General features: G+C 39.5%; 32 protein-coding genes and 1 pseudogene. 10 read left to right on the forward strand and 23 right to left on the reverse strand.

The window, feature by feature from the left end:
• The 4 genes from ENH88_RS14850 to ENH88_RS14865 all read right to left on the reverse strand — a co-directional run.
• A partial coding sequence (locus ENH88_RS14850) for a 3'-5' exoribonuclease domain-containing protein (RefSeq protein ID WP_304183337.1) occupies window positions 1–470 on the reverse strand: 470 nt, incomplete at its 3' end.
• Window positions 467–760, reverse strand: coding sequence for a hypothetical protein (locus ENH88_RS14855; RefSeq protein ID WP_304183339.1), 294 nt, complete (start codon window positions 758–760; stop codon window positions 467–469). The genes ENH88_RS14855 and ENH88_RS14850, both read right to left, overlap by 4 nt.
• 19 nt (window positions 761–779) lie before the next feature.
• Window positions 780–1,376 carry an SAM-dependent methyltransferase gene (locus ENH88_RS14860; RefSeq protein ID WP_304183340.1) on the reverse strand — a complete coding sequence of 199 codons (597 nt, stop codon included), beginning with the start codon at window positions 1,374–1,376 and terminating at the stop codon, window positions 780–782.
• 9 nt (window positions 1,377–1,385) lie between these two features.
• Window positions 1,386–1,784: a hypothetical protein gene (locus ENH88_RS14865; protein WP_304183341.1), complete on the reverse strand. Its 399-nt coding sequence runs from the start codon at window positions 1,782–1,784 to the stop codon at window positions 1,386–1,388.
• A gap of 96 nt (window positions 1,785–1,880) precedes the next feature.
• Between ENH88_RS14865 and ENH88_RS14870 the strand changes: the two genes are divergently transcribed.
• Window positions 1,881–2,156, forward strand: a complete 276-nt coding sequence (locus ENH88_RS14870) for a hypothetical protein (RefSeq protein ID WP_304183344.1) — start codon at window positions 1,881–1,883, stop codon at window positions 2,154–2,156.
• Between the two features lie 235 nt (window positions 2,157–2,391).
• Here the strand turns inward: ENH88_RS14870 and ENH88_RS14875 are convergent, their stop codons facing one another.
• Both ENH88_RS14875 and ENH88_RS14880 read right to left on the reverse strand, forming a co-directional pair.
• Window positions 2,392–2,685, reverse strand: coding sequence for a helix-turn-helix transcriptional regulator (locus tag ENH88_RS14875; protein ID WP_304183346.1), 294 nt, complete (start codon window positions 2,683–2,685; stop codon window positions 2,392–2,394).
• Complete coding sequence (locus tag ENH88_RS14880) at window positions 2,682–2,900, reverse strand: YdaS family helix-turn-helix protein (RefSeq protein ID WP_304183347.1); 219 nt, start codon at window positions 2,898–2,900, stop codon at window positions 2,682–2,684. The genes ENH88_RS14875 and ENH88_RS14880 overlap by 4 nt, the downstream gene beginning before the upstream one ends.
• Before the next feature lie 189 nt (window positions 2,901–3,089).
• Here ENH88_RS14880 and ENH88_RS14885 point away from each other — a divergent pair, with 189 nt between their 5' ends.
• The 3 genes from ENH88_RS14885 to ENH88_RS14895 are packed head-to-tail and all read left to right on the forward strand — an operon-like array spanning window position 3,090 to window position 4,543.
• A complete protein-coding gene (locus ENH88_RS14885) occupies window positions 3,090–3,716 on the forward strand; it encodes a LexA family protein (protein WP_304183348.1) in 627 nt (208 codons plus the stop codon).
• Between the two features lie 18 nt (window positions 3,717–3,734).
• Complete coding sequence (locus ENH88_RS14890; protein WP_304183349.1) at window positions 3,735–4,034, forward strand: hypothetical protein; 300 nt, start codon at window positions 3,735–3,737, stop codon at window positions 4,032–4,034.
• A 5-nt stretch (window positions 4,035–4,039) separates the two neighbouring features.
• Entirely contained in the window at window positions 4,040–4,543 is a 504-nt protein-coding gene (locus ENH88_RS14895; protein WP_304183354.1) for a coiled-coil domain-containing protein, read from the forward strand.
• 160 nt (window positions 4,544–4,703) lie between these two features.
• On the opposite strand, the gene ENH88_RS14900 is transcribed toward ENH88_RS14895, so the two are convergent.
• The 3 genes from ENH88_RS14900 to ENH88_RS14910 form a co-directional block, all read right to left on the reverse strand.
• Window positions 4,704–5,690: a GTP pyrophosphokinase gene (locus ENH88_RS14900; protein ID WP_304183356.1), complete on the reverse strand. Its 987-nt coding sequence runs from the start codon at window positions 5,688–5,690 to the stop codon at window positions 4,704–4,706.
• Window positions 5,687–6,781 carry a nucleoid-associated protein gene (locus ENH88_RS14905; protein ID WP_304183358.1) on the reverse strand — a complete coding sequence of 365 codons (1,095 nt, stop codon included), beginning with the start codon at window positions 6,779–6,781 and terminating at the stop codon, window positions 5,687–5,689. Before ENH88_RS14905 ends, ENH88_RS14900 begins: the two co-directional genes overlap by 4 nt.
• Before the next feature lie 210 nt (window positions 6,782–6,991).
• Window positions 6,992–7,438, reverse strand: coding sequence for a hypothetical protein (locus tag ENH88_RS14910; protein WP_304183360.1), 447 nt, complete (start codon window positions 7,436–7,438; stop codon window positions 6,992–6,994).
• Between the two features lie 171 nt (window positions 7,439–7,609).
• On the opposite strand from ENH88_RS14910, the gene ENH88_RS14915 reads away from it, so the two are divergent.
• Together ENH88_RS14915 and ENH88_RS14920 are read left to right on the forward strand one after the other, a co-directional pair.
• Window positions 7,610–7,906, forward strand: coding sequence for a hypothetical protein (locus tag ENH88_RS14915; protein ID WP_304183362.1), 297 nt, complete (start codon window positions 7,610–7,612; stop codon window positions 7,904–7,906).
• Window positions 7,896–8,435 (forward strand): HNH endonuclease, encoded by a 540-nt coding sequence (locus tag ENH88_RS14920; protein WP_304183364.1) that lies wholly within the window; start codon window positions 7,896–7,898, stop codon window positions 8,433–8,435. Before ENH88_RS14915 ends, ENH88_RS14920 begins: the two co-directional genes overlap by 11 nt.
• Window positions 8,436–8,463: 28 nt before the next feature.
• Here ENH88_RS14920 and ENH88_RS14925 read toward each other — a convergent pair whose 3' ends face one another.
• Window positions 8,464–9,642 carry a hypothetical protein gene (locus ENH88_RS14925; RefSeq protein ID WP_304183368.1) on the reverse strand — a complete coding sequence of 393 codons (1,179 nt, stop codon included), beginning with the start codon at window positions 9,640–9,642 and terminating at the stop codon, window positions 8,464–8,466.
• A 45-nt stretch (window positions 9,643–9,687) separates the two neighbouring features.
• Entirely contained in the window at window positions 9,688–10,908 is a 1,221-nt protein-coding gene (locus ENH88_RS14930) for a tyrosine-type recombinase/integrase (RefSeq protein WP_304183369.1), read from the reverse strand.
• Window positions 10,909–11,045: 137 nt separating this feature from the next.
• On the opposite strand from ENH88_RS14930, the gene sbcB reads away from it, so the two are divergent.
• Window positions 11,046–12,497: an exodeoxyribonuclease I gene (gene sbcB / locus ENH88_RS14935; protein WP_304183371.1), complete on the forward strand. Its 1,452-nt coding sequence runs from the start codon at window positions 11,046–11,048 to the stop codon at window positions 12,495–12,497.
• An 87-nt stretch (window positions 12,498–12,584) separates the two neighbouring features.
• On the opposite strand, the gene ENH88_RS14940 is transcribed toward sbcB, so the two are convergent.
• The 11 genes from ENH88_RS14940 to ENH88_RS14990 all read right to left on the reverse strand — a co-directional run bounded on the left by ENH88_RS14940 (window position 12,585) and on the right by ENH88_RS14990 (window position 21,635).
• Window positions 12,585–13,247, reverse strand: coding sequence for a hypothetical protein (locus ENH88_RS14940; RefSeq protein WP_304183388.1), 663 nt, complete (start codon window positions 13,245–13,247; stop codon window positions 12,585–12,587).
• A 38-nt stretch (window positions 13,248–13,285) separates the two neighbouring features.
• Window positions 13,286–14,026: an iron transporter gene (locus ENH88_RS14945; protein ID WP_304183372.1), complete on the reverse strand. Its 741-nt coding sequence runs from the start codon at window positions 14,024–14,026 to the stop codon at window positions 13,286–13,288.
• On the reverse strand, window positions 14,013–14,339 hold the full coding sequence (locus ENH88_RS14950) for a cupredoxin domain-containing protein (RefSeq protein ID WP_304183390.1): 327 nt from the start codon (window positions 14,337–14,339) through the stop codon (window positions 14,013–14,015). Before ENH88_RS14950 ends, ENH88_RS14945 begins: the two co-directional genes overlap by 14 nt.
• Before the next feature lie 13 nt (window positions 14,340–14,352).
• Window positions 14,353–15,657 (reverse strand): ATP-binding protein, encoded by a 1,305-nt coding sequence (locus ENH88_RS14955; protein WP_304183374.1) that lies wholly within the window; start codon window positions 15,655–15,657, stop codon window positions 14,353–14,355.
• Window positions 15,657–16,316 (reverse strand): response regulator transcription factor, encoded by a 660-nt coding sequence (locus ENH88_RS14960; RefSeq protein ID WP_304183375.1) that lies wholly within the window; start codon window positions 16,314–16,316, stop codon window positions 15,657–15,659. The genes ENH88_RS14955 and ENH88_RS14960 overlap by 1 nt, the downstream gene beginning before the upstream one ends.
• Before the next feature lies 1 nt (window position 16,317).
• The gene (locus ENH88_RS14965) at window positions 16,318–16,965 is read right to left on the reverse strand and encodes a hypothetical protein (protein WP_304183376.1); all 648 of its coding nucleotides are present in this window, start codon (window positions 16,963–16,965) and stop codon (window positions 16,318–16,320) included.
• Window positions 16,966–16,967: 2 nt separating this feature from the next.
• Entirely contained in the window at window positions 16,968–17,762 is a 795-nt protein-coding gene (locus ENH88_RS14970) for an SDR family oxidoreductase (RefSeq protein WP_304183378.1), read from the reverse strand.
• Window positions 17,759–18,448, reverse strand: coding sequence for a TenA family transcriptional regulator (locus tag ENH88_RS14975; protein WP_304183379.1), 690 nt, complete (start codon window positions 18,446–18,448; stop codon window positions 17,759–17,761). The genes ENH88_RS14970 and ENH88_RS14975 overlap by 4 nt, the downstream gene beginning before the upstream one ends.
• The gene (locus tag ENH88_RS14980) at window positions 18,445–19,917 is read right to left on the reverse strand and encodes an AMP-binding protein (protein WP_304183380.1); all 1,473 of its coding nucleotides are present in this window, start codon (window positions 19,915–19,917) and stop codon (window positions 18,445–18,447) included. Before ENH88_RS14980 ends, ENH88_RS14975 begins: the two co-directional genes overlap by 4 nt.
• A complete protein-coding gene (locus ENH88_RS14985; RefSeq protein ID WP_304183382.1) occupies window positions 19,917–20,555 on the reverse strand; it encodes a thermostable hemolysin in 639 nt (212 codons plus the stop codon). The genes ENH88_RS14980 and ENH88_RS14985 overlap by 1 nt, the downstream gene beginning before the upstream one ends.
• A gap of 198 nt (window positions 20,556–20,753) precedes the next feature.
• Window positions 20,754–21,635 carry an NAD(P)-dependent oxidoreductase gene (locus tag ENH88_RS14990; protein WP_304183384.1) on the reverse strand — a complete coding sequence of 294 codons (882 nt, stop codon included), beginning with the start codon at window positions 21,633–21,635 and terminating at the stop codon, window positions 20,754–20,756.
• Between the two features lie 122 nt (window positions 21,636–21,757).
• Between ENH88_RS14990 and ENH88_RS14995 the strand changes: the two genes are divergently transcribed.
• From ENH88_RS14995 to ENH88_RS15005, 3 genes are all read left to right on the forward strand, one after another.
• A complete protein-coding gene (locus tag ENH88_RS14995) occupies window positions 21,758–22,279 on the forward strand; it encodes a glutathione peroxidase (RefSeq protein WP_304183386.1) in 522 nt (173 codons plus the stop codon).
• Window positions 22,245–23,225: a 2-hydroxyacid dehydrogenase gene (locus ENH88_RS15000; protein WP_304183391.1), complete on the forward strand. Its 981-nt coding sequence runs from the start codon at window positions 22,245–22,247 to the stop codon at window positions 23,223–23,225. Before ENH88_RS14995 ends, ENH88_RS15000 begins: the two co-directional genes overlap by 35 nt.
• Window positions 23,226–23,633: 408 nt before the next feature.
• The gene (locus ENH88_RS15005) at window positions 23,634–24,431 is read left to right on the forward strand and encodes a hypothetical protein (protein WP_304183387.1); all 798 of its coding nucleotides are present in this window, start codon (window positions 23,634–23,636) and stop codon (window positions 24,429–24,431) included.
• Between the two features lie 223 nt (window positions 24,432–24,654).
• Here the strand turns inward: ENH88_RS15005 and ENH88_RS15010 are convergent.
• Window positions 24,655–25,240, reverse strand: a pseudogene (locus tag ENH88_RS15010) (transposase); the annotation flags it as partial.

Consider the following 25,240-nt stretch of genomic DNA (forward strand, 5'->3'; position numbering starts at 1 on the left):
AAAGTAAGTTCATCAAGATTGCTAAAAACCACTTTTGATATAGTGCTTAGCTCCATTGTTGAACTTGAATACCAATATCGGCCAGTAATGTGATCACTATTGCCAATGTAATCTAAAAGCAATTGATGCAATATTCCTGCGTCACTAAAATCATTGCCTGTGCTCCAAATAATACGAGCGCTCATAGGCTCAATTTGGCACAGCCATTCAGCAAACGAACCTAATGCAAAATCAATATCAGTGCCTAAGCCTTCATCATCAGGATAATTGGTTCGTAAGTAATGCCCCCACTGTGAGTTAAACGCCGCTGTCGCAGTGCCTAACCTATCCTGCTTTTCTGGCGATATAACCTCGTGAAACTCAGCGCCAATTACACCTGTTTTTGGGTCAAAAAATACCGCCGCAATTTCAACGACCATTGCGCTTGAGCGATTATCTAAACGGGTTAAATGCACCATTACATTATTCATGCTGCACCGCCGTCTAAGTCGATTAACTCAGGTTCGCCGTGAACTTGGGCGGCATCTAATGCCATCGCCATTTGGTCGTACACTGGCGCGAATTCAATATGCTCGTCTGCAATTAACTTAATCACAGGCATAAAGTCAGTGAGGCAGTTTTCGCATTCCATAAGCATGACAACTGTTGGACGTTTGGCTAAATTACGAATCGTAAAATTAGCTTGGTCTACAGCATGTAAAACGATATTGCGTAGTAATTGCTGATTTTTAGATAGATCTTGGTCTTTGATAGTGTTCATTTTCAGTAGTCCTTGGGGGTTAAATTACAAACAGGTTTGGTGTGAGGTTTTCTTTTGCCGTTTTGCAAAATACAAAGTGGGCGTATTCAATTGAATCAGTTTTCCATGGGCATTCAGGGTTAAAGCCCGGGCGCTTGTGGTGAACAAACACAGAGTGCAGCGGCATGGTTTGCCACATTTCAAAACGCTTTTGTGTGCCCAGCCAATTAAGGCGTTGCAGCATGATCACTAAACCGTGTGGTTTAACATACGTAAGCGCGTTATTTAAAAACTCTTGAGAGATACTAAACGGAGGATTAGTGATCACAGTGTCGTATTGCTCTTGGCCTTCACAACTTAAAAAGTCGTGCCCTTTTTTACTGGCGCGGCTATCTGTACGAATATCCCAACTTTCAACATTAAAATAACCATGCGTATTTAATACAGCTGGGTAGCTCATTTCGTACTTTTCACAACCGCCGGCACTTGGGTCGAGTATGTCGTTACCCAAATCTAGTGGCGTTTTAGCATGTGGGCTTGCAGGATTTACAGCATCTAAAAATTCACTAATCAACCAATGAGGTGTTACATAATAATCATCTTTATTACTTATCGTGCCACGATTTCTTGAGCTCATGATCAATCCTTAGTGCGAACTAACGGTTAAGTGTGAATAGTCGGTGCTGGCATGTTCACGCGGGGCGTTTTGCACAAACTTAGCCGGTGCCATGGCGTTGGCATCGGTAAATGCTTTAACCAGTGCTTGCAACTGCAAAATAGCTTTGTGAATTTTTATGCGAACTTCACCGCTGTAATCACGAAAATTATCTTTTTGCTGCATTGGCTGAATACCCGCAGTAAAGCAAATAATTGTTCGTTCATTGTTGGTTAGCACACGGTTATAAACATATTCAGGGGTATGACGGTCGGTGCCCATCAATGCTTTTATTTCAGCTAGGCCTTTTGGTATTTGGCGCCCTTCTACCGCTTTTAATAGTGCTTTATCGTTTATTACTTCAATCTTGTTAGCTGTTGTATGTGCCATAACTTATTCACCTCACTCTATTTATATAAAAGTCCTCTTTGTTCTGATAAGTTATAAGTGCGAAAAACAACCAACCAAAACAAAGAGGAAAAATCTATGGACATAAAAATCTCTGAATCCAATAAAAAGCAAGTTAACGACCTTGCTGAAAAAATACTAAAATCACTTGCTGATATATTTCCTATAGGCATTCACCCAACAGCGAAAAATTTCGGTGTAAGCAATGAATGCCTTGAAGGTGTATTAGCGTACTTAGTCCATAGTGATTACTTATTTTCTCCAGAAGAAAATATCTATTACTTAACTGAAACTACACTGGCAAAAATAAAGACTGCATCCCCTTTAAATCCAATGAAAATAATAATTAAGTAGCTATCCCTACCCGTTTTATACACTCGCGACAAAGGGCAACGAATTGAGCATTACTATGGCCGTTAACCTCTTTGTCGCGCTTCATCTCCAAACGCCTTAAAAGACTGACAAGTAAAATCAAATCATCTTCTGAGTCGCTTATAAACGCATCAATTTTTGCGTTTAAAAGTTTTTGTTTTTGCTTTGCTCATTCTTGTTTTTCATCAAAAGTTAATTCTTCACTCATCACTTGCTCCTAGTTATTTACTTGCTGTTGGTGCTTTGTTCTAAACGCTATTAGCTCGTTAATGCGGTAGTAATTGCTTTTGCCGAATTGCACTGGTTTTGGGAAGCCGTCAAACTTACTGAGTTTCCAAAACTTGGCGTGGGCACAGCCTAAAACTTCCATCGCTTCTACTTTGCTTACTAGGCGGTCTTTTTGCTCTTCAAGCTCAGCACGTAGTTGATTGTTTTCTTGCAGTAGCGCAAACAACACGGCTTTTGCGTCTGGGTGAATATCTAATAAGATGATTTGTTGTTCAGTGCTCATGCTGCATCTTCCTTGTTGCTTTTTTGATGATCGGCCAGTAAATCGTTTACCGATACCTCACCGTTAGTTAGTTCTGAAATACGTGGAATGTACTTCGCTGGAGCTTGTCCGTGGCGGCTAACCCAGTGATGCACAACGGATTGCTTAGTACCTAGTACTGTAGCGAGCTTGGTTTGCCCACCAATTATTTTTACTGCTTTATCTATGGCTGACATTTTAATCTCCACTAGCTGCTAACCACTTTTTTCTATAATACGATCCATTACATTAGCTTGTAAACCACTTTAGGTTGTATTTTTAAAAATAAAACCAATAATAGCGATTTGACCAAAACCACTTAAAGTTGTGATAATCTTCCGAACAGATAATTAAAGCGTTTTAATCGAATAACTTTTGGAGATAATATGGACATTGCAAATCGCGTCAGAGAGCAGAGGAAAGCTCTATCTTTAACTCAGTATCAATTAGCCGAACAAGTTGGTGTCGCGCAAAATTCAATACAAAAATTAGAAAGCGGGGAAACCAAAAACCCACGAAATATTGAAGCGCTTGCTAGAGCATTAAAGTGTACACCTGAATATTTGCGGTTTGGCATTGGTGACAGCAAAGATATCAACAGTAATGTATCAACAGGCCCATCAATTAAAGCCACAGCCCCGCTTATCAGCTGGGTGCAAGCCGGTGCTTGGTCAGAAATAAGCGAAATTAAAGCGTATGATGCAGAGCGTTATATGTGCCCTGTTAATTGCAGTGACCTAACCTTTGTTTTAAAGGTGCAAGGTGTGAGCATGGAACCTAAATTCCATGAAGGTGATTTGATTTTTGTAGACCCTGAAGCCGAATGCATCCACGGCTCATACGTAGTAGCCCGCCTAGACGACGACAACCAAGCCACATTTAAACAGCTTATTATTGAAGGTGGCCACAAATTCTTAAAAGCCGCCAACCCCAACTGGCCAGAGCAACTCATCCCAATAAACGGCAACTGCACATTGGTTGGCAAAGTCATATTTACTGGTAAATCGCTTTAATAAATTAAGGATAATGCAATGAATGATTTTGAACTCTATACACATATAAAACGCGATGAAGTGGTTGAATATTTTAACGAGCATATTGGTGTTAACCCATGCAGTTTATGCGGTACGGGCGAGCTTCTTATTTTGGGTGATGAAACCGCGTTGATCACAGTTGACCATGAGGTAAGTGTTTTTAACCCGTCTGCAATTGGTGGTAAAGATAAAGGTGTGTTTATGTCATACGTGGTGATGTGTGAAAACTGCGGTAGCCAGCAATTTATAAATGCAAAAAAACTAGCTGAAATAATGCACGATAAAAAGAAGAAGTAACCGCTATGGCAAAACATACTCAAGATAAGGTTGTTGATTTATTTATTACCAGCGATAATGAACGCACAGATGTTAAACACGGCGGCAACGGCGGTGGTGGCGATATGGAAACAAGAATTGCAAAGCTTGAATCAGACGTTGAATATATCAAACGCGACATTAGTGAGATTAAGGACGATTTAAAAGGCCAGCGTAGTGACTTTAAAACTGAAATGGCATTATTACGCGAAGAATTTAAGGCTGAGATAACTGCGTCCCGTAATGAGTTTAAAGCCGATATGACATCATTTCGGAATGAATTTAAAACAGAATTATCAACAACTCGCAGTGATTCTAAAAGTGATATGACTGCTGTTAAAGCTGATATTAAAGATATGAAGAAAGACTTAACTGATATCAAAGTAATGGTCCCCCAGTTGCAAGTTAAAATGCTGATTTGGGGTATTGGTATTGTATTCTCTGCCGTTGGCCTTGGTCTTGCTGCCGCACGTTATATGTTTGTGAGTTAATATTTTTGAGGTTGTTATGAAATCAAGTGAATTTACTGGGCCATAGCCCAACAGTTTAGATATTTAAAAGCCCGCTAATGCGGGCTGCTTTTCTATATAAGCGAATAATTCTTATAAATGGTTTATAGCTTTAAGTATAATGGGGAAGTACAAACGACTTCTAGTAATCATCCATAATACCAACACCAATATCATTTGCTAATGGTTCAAGCAAACTTCTATCAAAAGGCCACCCTGATAAAAGCTTTTTCTTTTTCCTTTTTAACATCCAATATAAAAAAAGTACGGTACTTTGTTTATATAAAGCACTTTCAGAATACTTTTCCTGGATTATTTCGGCTATTTCAGGGGTTTTCTTGATATAAGATTCAATTGAATGAATCAGATTATCATTAACTAAGTCTTCAAATTCATCTAAAATAGTTAAAATAGATTTCTGGGTATTAGGTTTTATTCTTGTACTAGAAAAATATAGAGCATCTAACTTAGATACGATACCAAGCTCTTCAACAGGCCCATGATTTAATTGTAAGGATACTTCATTGAAAAAGCCATCTGTTGTTTCAATAAGAGCCATGCTTTTAGCAACTGTGCGGTGCACACTAGGCTTTATGGCTCTTTTCGCTTTATAGATAGCATCATGAGTTAACTCAGCATGCGCATGTTGAAGTAAAGTTCTAATCTGTACTTCACAAGGAATTTCCGTTGTGATACTACAACCTTCGACATTTAATGCATTTTTTGGCCGAAGAATAAAATGTACTGATTGATAAGTAAATAACAGCGGCTCCCTTTCTTTATCTTCATCAAAATGTTTACATGCGTCGAATGTCCAAAACTCAGAACGTTTTACAATATCAATAATGAGTTTAATATCTTCAATCAATAAAACTACAAAACGAGCACCAACTTTATCCTCGATCTCGTTATATGGGTCAGTGTAAGATTTGTCCGGTCGATAAAAAGCTTTATCTATTAACGACTGATCACCTTTGAGTCTATGCTTTGGCGGTATTTTTAAAAATACATCAATAGACTTTTCCGCTTTAATTAGTTCTTTGCAGATTTCTGAAACAATAAACTCGCCCCAAGTATCATAAGCTAGTTTATCCCTATCCCAGTGCTGTTGGAACTCTTCCTCTGTCATTCTTGCTTCACTATTTTGTCCTTAATTATGACTTGAGTCCATTCTTCTGGAACGCCAGACTTTCCAATATCCCCATCTATAGTAGACATACTAATTAAATGTTTAAAGGAGTCTGACGGCGCAGATATTTTTATATTTTTACTAAAACTGACTTTTCTAAACTTTAAACTACTCGATATGAATTCTATATCTTTAGTAAAGGATGCTGTAGGAATACCTGCATCATCCATATACTCAGAAAATTCTTCCTGAGTGTCTTGATCAAAATATTTAGATGCAAAATCTGCTGTGCTGATTGTTGATGAGGTATCAACTTTTAAGTAAGTATTTAATGCATTAAAGTAATCATTTTTCTTGAATTCTTCTATTTCTAATCCTTTTATGAATTTTTTTGTTTTTTCATAGAATTGTTGGGTAGTTCTAGCACTTGTTTGAGGATAACCAAAACCGAGAAAACTATCATAAAAATACTTTGCTGCGGCTTTACCATCAGCTTTACTAATTTGTGTATCTGACACCATCACAAGCCATTTATCATTCAAGTCCTTAGATTTTCCATCAAAATCAGTTTTTTCAAAAAAAGCGGCCGTTTTATAAAGCTTAGAGCTTGGCGTTAATAAAACTTGTTTAACAAACTCTAGTGATATCTCTCCAGTAAACTTATCTTTTTTAGCTTCATATGCACTATGTGTTTCTGCTTTGATAATACCTAAAAATCTATTAGCAGAACGCCCATGAGTTCCTGTAAAAACAACAACAATACCTCCTGGTATTCCCTTGCTTAATTGAGAATCACTTAGTTTTACTGCAAAATCATATGATGAAACAGCAAACGTAGCATCATCTTCATCAATGGAGCGGTTAACTAAAAAAGAAACGTCGTTCTCTTCTTGCTTAACTATTTCCATTTCAACTGCTTTCGAACTTTCACCCAAAGCTTCAAAGATACGTTGCTTGAATGTTTCCATCGCTTCTGGATCAAATCTTGTATACTCACGGATTTGCATTGGTTTGACTCTGCGACCCTCAGCATCTCTCTGATAAACTTGGTGAATTATAATTTTATCTATTTTTAGTTTAAGTAACCGCATTATATAACTTCCTTATTTATTATTATTATTCGTCTGCTAAAAACATCAAGAGTTTACAAATCTAGCAGGTACTACCCAAAGATACAATTTCATTATTGAGTTATATATTTGTGTTCAATACAATTTTTAGGATGTTGTGATTCGATATCATAAATCTATTTGTTGCCAATCAGAATGCATAGAACAACAAGTTTACTTGGGTGATTTTAATTATATAAGCAACAAGAAATCATCACCTCTGACAATAACTTCCACCCTATCTAACTTTTTCAACTCACCAGTATCTAAATTTAATAGAGTAGCCTCAACTTCAAATACAGCTTTTTGAGCTCGTGCATCAACGCTAATCACTTTTACTCTGGCATAAGTTGGTAGATTTTCTGAACTCATTAATGTCTCTTCATTTATATCTCCAAAAACGGCAAAGTTCATATTACTCTTTGATTCTGAATAGAGTTCAGTACCCTCTTTAACATCTAACTTTTTGATTGCAATAGAATAGTAGTTTTGTGGGCTTTCACCGAAAGAAATAACAACGGATTTATCCGGGCCGTGTATGAAATTAAATGGAGTAACACTTAAATAAGGCTCAGCTTGCTGCTCAACACAACCAATTATAAAGGAGCAACCGAGTAATAGAAGTAGCTTTATATTCATAAAAATCCTTTTAGTAACTTCATCCGTAGTTAAACAGTAAAATTTTATGCACAAATTAAATATAGTGTAATTATTTAAGTTTCCCACTATTAAAATTTTTATTCTGGTTGCTAAACATACAATGCGTGATAAGCTTCTAATAAATATATATTTAATAAATTTCAGACTGTTATGACCCAACTGATTAAACTACCTCAACTAGGTGATGTACTAAATAATGCAGAGTTGTGGGCAAAATTTTTATGCTCACCACAAGGCGGTATGCGCCGCTCGCATGAAACAAATACTCTGGTTCTTGTTTCTAACCATGTTAAGTCAATATACGATGATCGGTGGGATAACGATGTATTACATTATACAGGCATGGGGACTACTGGTGATCAGAGCTTAGACTTCGCACAGAACAAAACACTAGCTCAATCCAATGAGTCACAAATACAAGTGCAGCATATTCCAGGTGTTTGTTGAGCTTGAATACGTTTATATTGGAGCCGTCGCATTAGCTGCGGAACCATACTTTGAAAAACAGCCAGATCAAAACGGGTTATCTCGCGAAGTATGTGTGTTTCCACTCAAGCTTAAAAATGGTGAGCTCTCTCCCATTGATAAAAACCATTTAAATAGAGTATTTGAAACCAAAACAAAAAAAGCAAAAAGGCTGAATGACGAAGAAATTAAGCGTAGAGCAAAAAACGCCAGAAAGAATGTAGGTAGTAGAAAGGCGATTATCCAGCAACACGAACGTAACCCTTGGGTTGCTGAGCATGCAAAAAGATTGGCGAAAGGTTATTGCATGCTATGTGATCAACCCGCCCCTTTTAAAAATAAAGCCGGTGAACCATATCTAGAAACTCATCATATCATTTGGCTTGCTAAAGGTGGTGAAGATACCATAGCCAATACAGTAGCTCTTTGCCCTAACTGCCATAGAAAAATGCATATTCAAAATGACAAAAAAGATATACAAAGGTTACAGATGAAATGTAAAGCATCATGAATAAATTTTATATGCTCTATAATATTTATTAGTGTATTTTAATACATCTTTTTGAATCAACAATAATATATATTGACGAGAATATTCCTAATATTGTATTTTCTTTTACGTACTGTATTGATTTAGCAAGTATAAGTTCGTCATTATTGAAAAATTCAAATAAAGCACCTATTAGTAGTACTCTAGGTTCGGAGTATTCTTTGTCATGTTTAGCATTAATTGAAGAAACTATTACTTTGGAAAAACTATCCACACCTTGTTGATGTTTCGTTCTTAAGTCTAGTGAAAGGCCTCGGTATTGGTGTATTGTGAAGGCCAGAGCTTTTCTTGTTTCGTATTCATATTTTGGTATTGCTTGTGTAATCTCTATTAGCTCTGAATCTATCTTAGCGTCCCACCTTTCTTTTTCTTCACCTAACTCAATTTGCCCATCATAGCTCTTTCTTATATCTTTAATATAACGTGCTAATATAACAAACTCCTCTCTTAAGTATTTGTATTCTCTAGTGTCCTGCATTAAAAACTTTACTGGATGAAATGGCAATTGGCCCACATGTATACTCTTCAATGACTTATCTACATATGCTATGAACTCATTCACCGAACTTGATTTTTTTGGTTTTTCAATAACATTAGGGACCTCAATTATTTCAGGCTTAGCTGCCTTTTTCCCCTCTAGGCCATATGAGTCAAATATTCCTTGGTAATGTCCATGGTAGTCTGTAGCACCTTTATCAAGTACCGAATTAAGATACATGTTTTTTACCTTAAAACTTTCGTATACCTTTAGAAGACTCTGTTCTAGCAAATGAACTAATCGACCTTCATTGGTCTTCTCCTTGTATTCGATAATAAAATATGTGTAGTGATACCCTAAAAATTCATTGTGTAGTGCAAGTTTATCTTTATGGAAGAGGTACATATACTCTAACATCGACATAGCGGGTACAATTTCTCTTGTCATATCAGAGTTACATATATCAGATTGAAAAAAGTAGATCTTTTTAACTTCACGATTGATACTTTTAAATGATTTCAACTCATGCAATATATCGTCACACAAAGACATATAAGAGCTTAAATTTAATGTTCTATTAAACCCCTCAATCGATAAAAAAACTAACATGTCGCATGAAGAATAAAAGTTACTTTCTTTTTTTATATCATCTTCTTTCTTGTATTTGGCTATAATATCTAGCATATTCATAGAACACCTCATGGCTTTATTTTCAAGTAACTTCATTTAATTTGACTAATATTTATTAACCAGTTCTTTTATTATGTATTTTTCTATTAAAGAACAATAAAGCTCATACCCTTCAGCCTGCTCTTTTATCCAATCGTGTTTGTTGTATACGGCCATTACTCCACGCATTGTGTGGCCTAGCATTTTTTCGGTTACATGCGGTGCAACACCGTTTTCGCTCAGTAGTGTTGATATTGATCGGCGGGCATCATGCGGTAAGAACTTAGGCATTTTGTATTTTTCAAATAGGTGACCCCACATTCTGCAGCAATACTTGTTAACGCTGTGGGTAGTCATTGGCTTGTTTGGTTTGCTACCTGGTATTAAATACCCGCTGCGGCCATATACCATAGCAAGGTTGTCTAAAATGGTTTTCATTTTGGTTGATATTGGCCTACGCACTGCTTTATTAGTTTTTGAGTTTTCAGGCGGCACAACCCATGTGTTATTTTCAAAATCAAAATGCTCCCACTTTGCTAAGCGAACCTCTGATTGCCGTGCCCCTGTTATATATATTAATTGCAAACAAGCTTTGGTTGCTGGGGTCGCTTTTGATCTCTCAATTTGTATCCATAGCTTTGCGATTTCGTCAAAGCGCATGACTCGCTGGCCTACCGATGATTGTTCTCCTACATCATTTACTTTTAGTGTTAGTACTGGGTTAAATGGTTTTACATCACCGCGCTTTTCAGCCCAGCCGATTATGGATTTTATGCGTACTAATATTGTGCCTGCAGTTTTTGCACTACCCTGCGCTTTTACGTCATCAAAGTATTTTATCCAATCTTTAATAGTCATTAGGTCAAGTGGTTTGGCTTCATCATTTAAAAATGGCAAAACCCATTTGCTGACTTGATGTGTATAAAGTATTTGTGTTTTTTCTTTTAGGTCCGGTACTTTTTTTTCAGCCCAATCGCCTGCAACCTTTGCCATTGTAGGTAAACCTTTGGCTTCGTTACGCATAAGTTTTAACTCTATGCGTGGGTCTTTTCCTTGGCTGAGCCAGTTTTGAAAATGAGGTATGTAGTCTTGTGCTCGTTTAATGGTTAAACCAGGATAACGGCCAAGCGAAATAATGACCTGCTTGCCATCAACACGACAACGGTATTGCCATGTGATTGTGCCTTTAGCTGATACCCTTACACTTAAACTATCTCTGTGCGATAATACGCAAGGTGTTTGATTTTTATCTAGCAGCTTTCTTAATTTGGTGTCGCTGATCGCCATTTAATTTTTTTACACAGTTAGCAAAAAATTTATACACGATACTATACACACAATGCGCAGATTGCAACATACTCGAAAATACAAGAACAAATGAAAGCGCAGTAAAAACCCGCATAAATAAAGGGCTAAGAGACAGAATGAGCGAACCAACATATTACGAAAACCAACCTACGATATACTGGCACGATTATGAGACCTGGGGGGCGAGTCCACAAAAGGATAAGCCGAGCCAGTTCGCGGGGATTCGTACCGACCTTGATTTAAACATTATTGGTGAGCCGCTGATTGAATATTGCAAACCTGTGGCTGATTATTTACCGCACCCTGAGGCGTGTTTGATCACCGGTATTACTCCGCAAGTGGCGATGCAAAAAGGTTTAGTTGAGGCTGAGTTTATTGCCAAAATTCATGCTGAGTTTAGCGTGCCAAATACCTGCGTGGCCGGTTATAACAGCATTCGCTTTGATGACGAAGTAAGCCGGTACAGCTTTTATCGTAACTTTTATGACCCCTACGAGCGCGAATACAAAAACAATAACAGCCGCTGGGATATTATAGATTTAGTACGTGCTTGTTATGCACTGCGCCCTGAAGGCATTGAATGGCCGTTAAAAGAAGATGGTAGCCCAAGCTTTAAATTGGAGCATTTAACCGTTGCTAACGGCATTGAACACGCTGCGGCACATGATGCGCTAAGCGATGTAACTGCAACCATTGCCCTCGCTAAACTAATCAAAGAAAAACAACCTAAACTGTATAACTTCTTTTTTAGTTTGCGCGGTAAAAAAGCGCTAGCCGAGTTAGTTGATGTATTTAATATGACCCCGCTGGTGCATACTTCATCACGTATTCCTGCAACCCAAGGCTGCACCAGTTGGATTGCGCCAATGAGCTTTCATCCGACGAATAAAAATGCAGTAGTGTGTTTTAACTTAACCGAAGATCCACAGGTATTACTGGATTTATCGGTAGAAGAATTACGTACCCGCCTTTATACCAAACGCAGTGAGCTGGCTGATGATGAACTACCTGTCGGGTTAAAGCTCGTGCATTTAAACAAGTGCCCTATTTTAGCGCCTGCTAAAACCTTATTACCTGAAAATGCCGCCCGTTTAGGCATTGACCGCGAGCAGTGTTTAAAAAATCTGGCGATTTTAAAAGCCAACCCAAGTCTTCGCGATAAAGTCACTGAAGTATTTAACGATAAGCCCGATTACGGTAAAACCACTAATACCGATTACATGTTATACGACGGTTTCACCAGTCATGCAGATAAAGCAAAGTTTGCCATTATCCGTGATGCCAGCCCTGAGCAATTAGCGGGTATGAAACTTGATTTTGAAGATAAAAAGTTTGATAACTTATTATTTAAATACCGTGCCCGTAACTGGCCGCAATCGCTTAATCAAGATGAACTTGATCAGTGGCGTCAATATTGCCAAAACAAATTAATGCATGGTGAAGATCAACCATCAATCAGCGCACAAGATTTTATGGTAACGCTAGAAAATCTCGCCCATGAACATGACGATAATGAAAAGAACCTGACTATTCTAAAAGCGCTGTATAACTACGCGCAAAGTATGTAGTTTGCCCGTTACTTATCAAGAGCGCTAGTTAGCAGAACAAGCCACGAGATTTAAAGCCGCGAGTAGCGTTATTCGCGGCTTTTTGCTTTAAAATTCAAACTCTAGGGCAAGACGAAAACTGTGATCTTTACCTTGTTGACTCAGCTCGGTCACAAACCCTGCTTCCCACTTTAGTTGTCGCTTCGCTGAAAATCGATGCAGGCCAATAAAACCAGGGCCAATACCAAAGAAGTCTTCTCCGGCGTATAGCTCTAATGCAGGCTGAAACTCAGAGCGAAAACGATAGCGATACTGTGCGCGAAACTCAGTTTCCCATTCGTTTTTAATATCACCGCCCCACTCGTAGACTAAAAATGCATTCATGGTGAGGCTAGTCCGGCCAAATTCTTTTTCCCATAAAAAGCCAGTTGTGGCTTCATAACTATCTTTGCCTTCTTGCATTTCAAGTTCAAATAAGGCGCCCCAGTCAGCCCACAGCCGTCCTTGCTCCACCAACTGCCAACGTAGTTCTAATTCGTAGGCTGAGAAGCCAAAATTACCGTCATCATCGCGCTCTCCAACTGCGTAACCTTCCAAGCTCATGGTGTCGTTAAACGAGCCACCTAAGCCAACTCGTTGGGCTAAAATATTGCCCTTATCGGTTTGATGGGAGATCAAACGCCATTCAAATTCCCGCTCAAAGGGTAACACGTAAGGGTGGTAAACTTTATCTACGACTATTCCATCGGCTCGCACATTAAACGATGCCATGAACAAAAGCGAAGTTAAGCACCACGCGAGAATAAATCTCATGACCGCTCCTTTTGAGAAAATTGCCGAGTAAATACTATGCTGGTGCCAATAAAGACTAAAACCGCAACTAGATATAGCCATAATGCAGTTTTGCTTGGCGTTGCTTCATAGCCAACTAAGGCCTTGAGTACACGGCCTAACTCTGAGTTTTCGACTAGCACTGCACGCCAATCAAAGTAGTTGGAGGTAATATTGATCAAGTCAATTTGGCTGGCCAGATCTAATACTATCAGTAATTTTGCCGAGGCATTAAAAGCCAAAAATAACATCAGCGGATACACACCAAATCGTGCTCTAACACTGTGCAGTAAAAACAATAGCAACACACCAAAACTCCCACAGATCCCTATTCCCAAAGATGTCCCTATCAGCAAAGGTTTTGCTGTGTCGGTGTTATGCCAAAAACCAACCAGATAAATAAAATAGTGACTCAAATACAGCGCCATAACCGCAACTATTGCAAGCAATGCGAATAAACGCTGCTGTTTACAACTTATTAGTGATGCAACATACACAATGACACACAATAGCATTTGACTAAACTCAAGGCCGCGATGATCAAATAACTGGCTCAACCAAGAGGCACTTTGTACATAAATCATACTACAAAGCAGCCCAACAAAAGCGGTCACTATCAGCACGCGCTGGTTTAGCTTTAACAATGATTGTAACAGCACGAGTAAAATTACGACCGGTAACAGCTGATTGATACTCATCAATAAACTAGTTATCAGCATCAGTCTTTCCTTCTACTAATACTGCACCACGGGCTGTGTTAGGTGAAAACTCGCCAAAAAACTCATAACGCCCGGGACTTAGTGGCCCGATATAAATCACACTACTACGATTAGGATACAGCACTTTTTCTCGATTTAAATCAAAGCTGTCAAACTCTTCTGGGGTACTATCTTGATTTTCAATTAAAAGTTTTAGTTTAGTATTGGCCGGAACGATGATCTCCGCAGGATAAAAAAGGTGCTCTTTTAAAATTAATTTATATTCTTTAGCAAAACACGAAAACGGTAATACGCTAAATAGCAGCAGGCTAATAAACCCTAACCAGTTATTCACTCTCTGCCCCTTGCATAAATTCAACTCGTACTTGTAAGCCGCCTAATTCACTGTCGGCTAAAGAAATACTTGCACCATAAATTGTTATTATATGTTCAACTATCGCCATACCTAATCCGGCACCTTGCTCTGGAGAGGGGTGTTTATCACCTCCAACACGGTAAAAACGGTTAAAAATTCGTGCTTTATGGGCATCATCAATGCCAGGGCCTGAGTCATCAATCTGCCAACCATACGCACCTTGTTGATTGTTTAAGCGGATCACTATGTTGCCACCACTGGGCGTGTACTTTATGGCGTTACTTAATAAGTTACTAAATAGGGTTGCCAAGGTAAATTGATCACCATTAATAACATAATCATCGCCTTCAATACTGATCATATGTTGTTTTGCATCAAGTCGTTCGTACAGCTGTGCAACCACTTGTTGGCTGATCTCAAGCACTGACATTGGGCTAAATTGTGCCTGCCATTGCTCTGGATAGGTGCGTCCCAAAATCAGCATTTGTTCAACAATATTACTTAGTTTATCGATACCTTGTGCCATTGCATCAAGCTCCAAGCAACCGTCACCTTGTGCGCGTAGATTATGAACATTTATTTTTAAGCTACTCAACGGGGTGCGTAATTCATGGGCAGCATCGGAGGCAAAAAAGCGCTCTCTCAGGTAGGCACTTTCTACACGTTTAAATAGATCATTTAACCGTGAGATCACCGGTTTGATTTCGTATTCACTCACTTGCCAATTAATGGCAGTAAAGTCATTGGCTTGTCGCGTTTTTAATAATGTTGAAAGGCGTGTTAATGGCTTCAGCCCTTGTTTGACAAATAAACTGATCAACACCGCAAGCAGTGGCACACTCCAAAGCAAAGGTGTCATTGCTGACAAAATCATGGTCTCGCTAAGGGCATAGCGTTTACTCAGCGGTTCAGCCACCAGCACTTGTTTTGTCTGCATGGTTAATCTGAATACGCGCATCCGCTGCCCGGCTAAGTTTTCAACACTAAATCCATTCAGTCTTGGTTTTTGCGCCAGTTCAGCTAATGATTTAGACGCGCTGAGTAAGTTGTTATCTTGCCAAATTTGAAACAGTAATTGTTTGAGATCACTGCGCAGCATCGGTGCATCAGTGTGTATAGGTTGCTCGATCAGTACATGAGCAATGGTTTGCAATTCATTATCTAGTAGCAGCTGCGCCTGGATCATACTTTCACGGTAACCTTTGCTGAATGCCAAAAAGCAAGTCAGGATCACCGTCGATAGAATAATCAGCGTGAGTCTACTTTTAATTGACACTAACGTTTGCCTACCACATAACCTATGCCACGTAAGGTTTTAATTAAATCTTTCGGGAGTTTTTTACGCAAATGGTGAATATGTACCTCAATAGTATTTGACCCGACTTCTTCGCCCCATTCATATAGTTTGCTTTCTAATTGTTGTTTAGACAATACGCGCCCTTGGTTTTCAAAAAGCGCTTTTAGCAACATAAACTCTTTACGCGGCAGGTTTACCGGTTGCTGATCAAGTGTGACTGTAAAGGCTGAGGTATCCATTTCTACATTTGCTACACTAATAGTACTTGATTGCGCATGAGTTACGCGCCGACTCGCGACTCTTAAACGAGCAAATAATTCAGCAGGATCAAATGGCTTAGCTAAATAATCATCAGCACCTAAATCTAGCCCTTGAACTTTGTCGTCAATACTACCGCGTGCCGTTAAGATCACCACAGGTAAGTTAGGGCGATGCTTTTTGACGTGTTTTAATACATCAATGCCATCGCCATCAGGTAGCCCTAAATCAAGCACAAGTAGTTCGATCTCGTCATTTTCCAGCCATTGTATAGCTGATTTTATACTTGCACAGTGCTCGACACTGTAACCTTGTTGACGAAGTGAACGACATAATCCTTCAGCCACTAACTTATCATCTTCAACCAGTAGTAAATGCATATTATCTCTTAAGTTTCTTATCTACTTTTGCCAACAACTGGGTGATCTCCTGCTGACGGTATAAATCCGCTTTTGGCCTATCAGGGCGTGCTGATGCCTGTTGAGCAACAAGTAAATGTGTTTTTGCCTTTTTGTACTGTCTTTCGTCATACAAAAATGCCGCGTATAGATAATTACTATCGATACCGTTTGGATTTATAGCAAGCGCTTGGTTGAATAATGCATTCGCTTTGTCATCATCACCAAACCCAATTGGCCAACCCGGTACTTTGCTGTAAAGAGTCGCTAAACTGGTGTAAGCAGAGCCTGATAACGCATTGCCGTCAATTTCTATGGCTTGCTCTAACTGTGCTTTAGCATCTTTTGCTAATCCTAACGCACCTAAGCCGCCTTTTGCCCCAGCATAACTTGATAGCACAATACCATACCAAATATGGCTTTGTGCCTGATCAGCATAGGTCTTTGCAAACCCAGCGGCCTGCTCTGATAACTTTTCAAATGCATTGAGCTGTGCTTTATCAACTAACTCATAATTCACAGTTGCCCAACTTGTTTGTACCTGAGTTAATTCGCTAGCAAGATCGGCATGCGCTGCACTGGTTAAAAATATCCCAGTTAACAAGCAACTAGTATAAAATAGTTTAGTCATAGTCATTCACCTTTATCAATTTTATCTGCAAAAAAACTTTTAATTTTAGGGAGTTGTTTTGCAATTGCGTTATCTACTAAGGATGGAAAAGCACCATTTAATTTGACAAATAAGCGCTCTGGAAAGCCAATGTAACTGCGTGAATTTCCAGATTTCAATAATGAAATAAGCGCATCTGCCACTTTATCAGGTGGATCCATTGTATTGCCTAAAGCTTTATTCATCGCGCGTACTTGCACTGAATTGATATTTGTATCAGTTGCTCTAGGTGCTAAATATAATATTTTTACATCACAGTGACTGAGTTCGCGGGCCAGCGCTTCGGTCATTCCTCGTAAACCAAATTTACTTGCGCAATATAAGGTTTGATAAGGATAACCAATACTGCCAAACGATGATCCCACATTAACAATTGAGCCTTTTTTGGCTAAAATTTGTGGTAAAAATAGTTGGCATAACTTAATTGGCACCGACAGATTAACTATCAGTAAGTCATCTATTTGCTGCTCCGTCATTTCACTAAAACCTTGCATCACATTAATGCCAGCGCTATTGATAAGCATTGTTGCACCGCCAAGTGATTTAGCATGTTCAAGTAATTTTTGGCGAGTCTGAGCTGATGTTAAATCACCAATAAATATCTCACAGTCTTGGCCACACTTAACCTGTAATGCCTCTAGTTGTGCTTGTTGACGAGCAACTAACAGTAAACGCCAACCATGCTGAATCAACTTTAATGCCACGGCTTGACCAATTCCGCCTGTCGCACCTGTTAACACGCAAAGTGGACGGTTCATGCAGTTTGCTCCAAGTCGCTGCTTGCAAACTGTGGATCTGTATCTAATTCACGAAAAATATTGCCATATAACTTATAAAAACATTTAGCGGCATGCACAATCGCTTGTTGATCTGCAGGAGACTCTATTTTATTCATCAGCTCTTCAAAAAACTTCACATGCTCAATATCCAAAGCGCCATGAGATGTTAAATAGCTAAATGCCTTTTTAGGTAATCCGGTCATATTGGCTATATTACTTGCCGCATTATCGGCTAACGCAATTGAAGTACCTTCGAGTACATGCACCATGCCAAAAAATGCCAGTGGATTGCCACGATTAATAGTATCGTAGGCATAAGCAACCATTAACTCGGTGGCAAATTTAGGGGCACTTTGACGTACTTGTTGTTTATCAAAACCACAGGCTGCAATATCATTGAGCACCCACTCTTGATGACCTATTTCTTCCTCTATATATTGTGCAACAGCCTCGCGGATCCACTCTTGTTCAGTCGATAATTTCGCGCCCACGGCCATCATTAATGGCACCGTATGTTTAACGTGATGATAGGCTTGTACTAAAAATGAAGCATACTCAGTTGTGCTTACTTGCCCCTTAAATACTCGAGCAATGATCGGTGCAGCCAGCAAGTACTCGCGCTCTGCTTGGGTTTGTGATTTTAGTGTCTCGAAAAAATTGCTCATAATATTGCCTCACTGTACAGTGCTGTTAGTTGTGCATGATAATAGTTTGCTATTGCTTGGCGTTTAGGGCGGTTATTACTGGTTAATAATCCCCGCTCTGCAGTAAGTGGTTCAGCTAAGCGATGAAATGTCTTAATTTGGGCATACTCAGGTAATTGTGCGTTAATACCTCGACAATGCTCGGCTAATACCTCATCAGTCATCTTTACTGATGCATAAATAAGTGCCACTAAATGCGCTTTACCTTCACCAAAGACAACGGCTTGTTGTACTTCACTGTTACTAAGTAGCAAAGATTCAGGCCACTCAGCGCTGATATTGCGCCCAAAACTAGTAATAATTTGGTTTTTTAAACGCCCCTTAATAGTTAACCGACCGTCTTGTTGATCAACCAAATCACCGGTTGCATACCAACTCGTTTGATCATGGGGCTGTTGACCTAAATAGCCTAAAAATAAGGGTCCTTTAATAAATAGCTGGCCGTCTACCTGTTTGCTTTGCAAGTGATTTAACACCCGCCCTGCACACTCTATGTCATCATCATTTGGCGTGTTTAAGCTCACCACTGATGAAGCTTCAGATAAGCCATAACCTTGATAAACTGGTAACCCTAAACTACGCGCCACAGTGATCAATTCACTGCTGACCACCGCGCCACCAACGGCAATAAATTGCAGGCTCTTTGGTACTGTCCATCCCTGCTTGGCAAACCACACTAAACAGGTCAATAATTCTGGCACCAAAATAAGCGTATTCGGTTGCACACGATCAATGGCATTGATCAGTTGACTGGCATCATTTAATTTTGCCCCAGAGAAGCCTAATTCTGGCAGTGTCATAACATGCACTTCACCTGCGGCTAATAACGGTGCAAAAACCCCTGCAATGTTTTCAAGTAATACTGGCAAAGGTAATAAACACAGATGTTTTGGCTGTTTTATCGCTATTTTTTTATGCAATGAGGTCGCCACTTGTAATTGGCTTTGTAACGATAAACACACTCCCTTTGGCTCACCGGTAGAGCCTGAAGTAAACGTCACTTTTTGGGTATCTGTAAAAAATGGTGTAGGGCTCGACGCGCTTACTTTATAGATATAAAGCGGGTAGCGGGTTAACACGCTCAAGGTCGCAATACATTCTAACCCGTCAAGTTCACAGGGGGTGTCGCTGATAAAATGCGAAACGCTGCTTTTATTCACGCTATTAGTTAGCTGTTGTGGGCTAAAAAAGGTCGGCAGCGGAATGCTTACTTGTTGTAACTCAATCAATGCAAAGTCAACAATTAACCAAGCAGGCGTATTGTCCATTACAAACGCCACGGCTGACATATCAAGCGCTTTAAAGTCGATAATTAACTCAGCCACTGCTTGCATCAGCGTCTGTTTACTGATCGGCTGCATTTGTTGGTCATGATGATCAACAATCACAGTATCAAGCGCGGCGTGTGGTAGTTGCGATAAAAACCCCATTATGCCTCCAATTGCGATGCTAATTGGTAACTCGCTTGATGATAGTGCTGTTTAATATTAAACAAATGAGGTGTGTTTATTACGCACTGATGAGCAGCCGCTAAATCAACCACACACAGTGTTGGTTTATTTTCGTAATAAGTACCCCAATCGGCGGGGTTATCAAGAGCCTGACTATTAGCTAATGCAATTTCGGTGCAATTAACACCGAGCATTTTTAATAATGCTCTCACTTTTGCAGTGGCACAAAATACCAAACGTTTTGCGCCAATTTGATAGAGTGCTTCATTCATTAGTACAAAATGAGCGAGGGTCGCTTTGCGGTTTGTTGAACATAAATTACCAAGCTCGTAAATATCTTCCCTTGGTACATCAACAAAGTATTCAATCGGCTCTGGTAAGTATTGCTCGATAAAAAGTGATTGAGTAGCAGCTCTAAGTCCCAGCGTGCAAGAATCAGCGGCAATACTTAATTGGCATAATACCGGCATAAACTGCTTAATATTGGCGCCGTAAGCTCTGGCAAAACTCGCTTTAACGACTTGCTCTAATTGCACACGAAATGGCATGTTTGCATTTGCACACACATAATCATGTGTGTTTGTAACAGGCAAGTTAGTAACTTGAAGTGATTGCATAGTGTTCGCTCTTTTTAGACTATGGGTAAAATCTAACGAGCAAAACTTAAATAAACCTTAAGAAAAATTAATTTTTATAAAAAACCCAAACAATGTTTGGGTCAGTGATTACGTAACCGGAGATTTCAGGGATAACAAGCCATATCTACCCGCTAATTACTTGCTGGTGATAGATTTATTATCCGAGGTTCTGATTATCTATTTTTTATGTAACGCTTCGATGCGTGCCAATAAGCTTGATGTGTCAAAGCGGCCGCCGCCAAGGGCTTGTACGTCAGCGTAGTATTGGTCAACCGTTGCGGTCATAGGGAGTGTGGCGCCGTTGTTTCTCGCTTCATCAAGGGCAATACCTAAATCTTTACGCATCCAATCAACCGCAAAACCAAACTCATACTCACCTGCCCACATGGTTTTGTAACGGTTTTCCATTTGCCATGAACCAGCCGCCCCTTTTGCAATCGTCTCAATGACTTTTTCGCCATCAAGGCCTGCTTGTTTGGCAAAATGTAAGCCCTCGGCCAAGCCTTGCACAACGCCAGCGATACAAATTTGATTAACCATTTTACACAACTGCCCAGAGCCAACTTCGCCAAGTAACTGGCTAAAACGGCTAAATGCCGCCATTACAGGTTGTACTTTTGCAAACACGGCTGCGTCGCCACCGGCCATGACGGTTAATACACCATTTTCAGCGCCAGCTTGGCCACCCGATACTGGCGCATCAATAAACGCAATATCCTTTAGTGCCGCATTAGCGGATACTTCGCGCGCAACGTCGGCTGAGGTTGTGGTGTGATCAACTAAAATAGTGCCCGCTTGCATGCCTGCAATCACCCCGTCAGCGCCATAAACCACTGAACGTAAGTCGTCATCGTTACCTACACACATAAATACGATATCAGCCCCTTTTGCAGCAAGCGCCGGTGTAAGTGCCACTTCGCCCGTGTATTGCTGTGCCCATTGCTGAGCTTTTGCTGTAGTACGGTTGTAAACGGTAACAGCGTGACCTGCATTCGCTAAGTGACCCGCCATTGGATAACCCATAACACCTAAACCGATAAACGAAACATTCATTGACATAAAATTGACCTATTTCAGTGGTAACTTAAAAAGATACTTTGATTATCTCAACCGAACAGTAAAAAAGCGAATGAAAAAGTCTTCATTAAATTTCTTCATGGACGGTACACAGCAGGTACATTATGGATAGCATCTATCAATTCAGCGCCCCTCTTTATAACGGTGAGGATTTTTCTCTTGAGCAGTTAAAAGGTAAAACGATTTTAATCGTCAATACCGCCAGTAAATGTAACTTTTCGGTGCAATTAGCTGCGCTCGAAAAGCTGTATCAGCAATATAAAGCGCACGGATTTATAGTATTGGCTTTCCCGTGCAATCAGTTTGATTACAATGAGCCAATTGCTAATGCTGATATTAAAGACTTTTACCAGCAGCAGTTTAATGTTAGCTTTCCAGTGTTTAGTAAAGTAATGGTGAACGGCCCAGAAGCCCACCCACTGTTTAATTACTTAAAAGCCCACACCCGAGGAATTGCACAAAACCGTGCTATAAAATGGAATTTTACTAAGTTTCTAATAAACTCTGAGGGACAGTTATCAGTGCGCTATGCACCGCGCACTAAACCCGAAACCTTAAAAATGGTGATAGAGAGTACCCTTAATGACGCAAATAACAATAGCGCTTTTCAGTTCGCAAAAGTATGATCAGGCGTCTTTTGATGCCTGTTTAACTAACCACACAGGCATTACCCTCAACCATTTTGAACAAGCCCTCAATGAACAAAGCGCACTATTGTGTCAAGGTTTTGATGCCGTTTGTGTATTTGTAAATGATGTTGTGAATGAAGCAGTAATAAAACAGATCGCCGCATTTGGCGTAAAATCTATTCTGCTCCGCTGCGCGGGTTTTAATAACGTCGATCTAACGGCCGCAACAGCGCACGGTATAAAAGTATGCCGCGTCCCAGCCTACAGCCCAGAGGCGGTTGCCGAACACTGTGTGGCATTAATGCTTACCCTCAACCGGAAAACCCATAAAGCTTATAACCGTGTGCGTGAAGATAACTTTGATTTAAATGGCTTGCTAGGTTTTAACTTATTCAAAAAAACCATTGGTATCATTGGCTGCGGCAAAATTGGCTTGGCTTTAGTAAATATACTCAATGGCTTTGGTGCCAAGGTATTAGTTTGCGATCCTTATGCAGTACCAGGCAATTATACAATTTGTGATCTAGACACTTTATTAAGTCAAAGCGATGTGATCTCTTTGCACTGCCCGTTAACCGAGCAAACTCATCATATGATCAACGAACACGCTTTTGCCAAAATGAAGCAAGGAGTGATGCTTATAAACACTTCCCGCGGCGCATTAGTTGATAGCAAAGCCTGTATTGGTGCACTTAAAACTAAAAAATTGGGTTATCTAGGGCTGGATGTTTACGAGCAAGAATCGGAGTTATTTTTTAAAGATCACCGCGATGAAATAATGCAAGACGATGTGTTTTCGCGTTTGGTGAGTTTTCCAAACGTACTGGTCACCGGCCACCAAGGCTTTTTTACCAAAGAAGCATTGAGTGAAATTGCGCAAACTACATTACAAAACGCCCATGAAATCGCGCATCAACTCCCTTTGAGTAATGAAGTTAAATAAAGAGGGATTAGGTAAAAGGTAAAAGGTAAAAACCAAAGCACAAAAAATCAACCTAGTTAGTTTGGCTTAAGCCTGTTAAGTTGCATAAGCTGAAGTAACAAATATTCTGTGCTAACACTTTTAACCAATAATTAGAGTTGGCTGGCAGGCTGCTATTGAGCGATAACCACTCGCTGGTAAAAGTTAAACTTAGTCCTGTTTAAATGGGTAAACTCCCAATTTTCTTCATTAATACATTAACCACCGTTTTGGTAAAAATAACAAACGGTGAATTCGTGCTATTTTAATTACTTGTTTACAAAAGTAATTATTGGTGGAATTATCAGAGTATATAATAAACGCCGTTTGGGGTGTTATAAACCACCAAAATGGTGTTCAATAAGCTGTTAAGCGTAAATGGAGTCTAATATGCAATCACTCCAAGAAATTGCTAATAGAATAAATGCTGAAGCTCACAACTTCGATGTTGGTGAGCTTCAAAAAATAAGAAAGAGAATCCAAAAATTAAAGAGGTTGCCCTCAAATAAACTTTTTGACCATAGAACTGTTTTTGAAGAGTGGGGCTGGCATTATGGAGGAAGAAAGGAACTACAATTCAATATTGGAATTGAAGGTTCTGAACTTCGATATGGTGTAGCTTTTTCACTAGAATGCAGCCAATCACTCCCTACGATTGATGTCTTGATACCAAAAATATCTTTATTCAATGAATATATGTCCGAATTTGGGGATAATTTCTCAGATCTTAGGATGTGGCACTTTGAAGATAAGAGAAGCTTTGATTACATGCCTTCACCAATTTCTCAAGAAAATGTGCGTGAAGGCTTGTTCATATTCTTGGGTGGGAAGCAGGATCTTACAAAGATCAGTTATCAACTTATTTTAGAAACGCTTGATCGCTTATTGCCACTATATTTATATACTGAAAATCAAACGACATCAGAAAATAAGTCTAAAGAGGCAAGTTATTTTAATTTCACTCCAGGTTGTACCAAGAAGCTATCTAATACTAGCGGAACGATTGCAGAAAAAGAACTTAGCATAAGGTTAAGGCATAATGATATTCAACTAAAGCTTTATAAAAAATTGGCAGAAGAGCATGGCGTTGAAAATGTAGGCACAGAGATACAATGCACTAATGGTAGTATTGACCTTGTTGTAAAAAGTGGTGGCAACCTCTGGTTCTACGAAATAAAAGACAACTAACGCAAACTAACGCAGACAACGCAAACTAACGCAGACAGCCACTCTAATTGAACAAGCAAAACTGTGTCACTAAATTTACTCTTTTAGGCTAAAATATATCTTTTGCTACTTGGTTACTTTCACCTCATCCATAAAATGGGTCATTGTCACTATTAAACCTAAATTACATGCATGACAATAACTGCATGGTGCAGTTTTAAATTTTTACTGAGTAGTTTGATTCTCATGCAAGTAACTTTTCACAATTACTCATATTCGCTCTTCGTTTCCTTCCTAAATTATCACAATAGCTTTCATGTGACGAAGGTCTTCCAACAGCGCCATGGAACACGCGGGTAAATTGCGTTGTGAGTTTTAACCAGTTCTCTGGGCTAATATTGACTCGCTCTAATAAAGAAAGGGATGTGTTTTCAATGTATCCTCGCTTATCTTCTCGCATTACACGGCCCGTTAATTCAACAAGTTCAAGATACGATTTAAGCTCAAACGGGAGTCCTTTTGGCATTCTTTGGCGTGGCATCCCTGCAAAACGTAATAGCTTTTTAGGTTGCTTACCTGTGGTTGCACTTTCAATTCGTTTTTGCACACTGGTATGGATTGATTCTTCTGGCGTGTTGGCTATTTTTGCTCTTATTGGATTTAAATCAACATAGGCCATACAGGCTGCAAGTGCTGCTTCATCTAGTAGAGCTTGTGATTTAAAGCGACCTTCCCAGAATCGGCCTGTGCAGTTATCTTCTTTATTGGCTCTGCGGGCAATATCTTCATTTAACAACCGCATAAACCAGCTAATACTGGATAACCGCTCT

The sequence above is a fragment of the Pseudoalteromonas prydzensis genome (genome assembly GCF_011050055.1).
GTDB lineage: Bacteria > Pseudomonadota > Gammaproteobacteria > Enterobacterales > Alteromonadaceae > Pseudoalteromonas > Pseudoalteromonas prydzensis_A.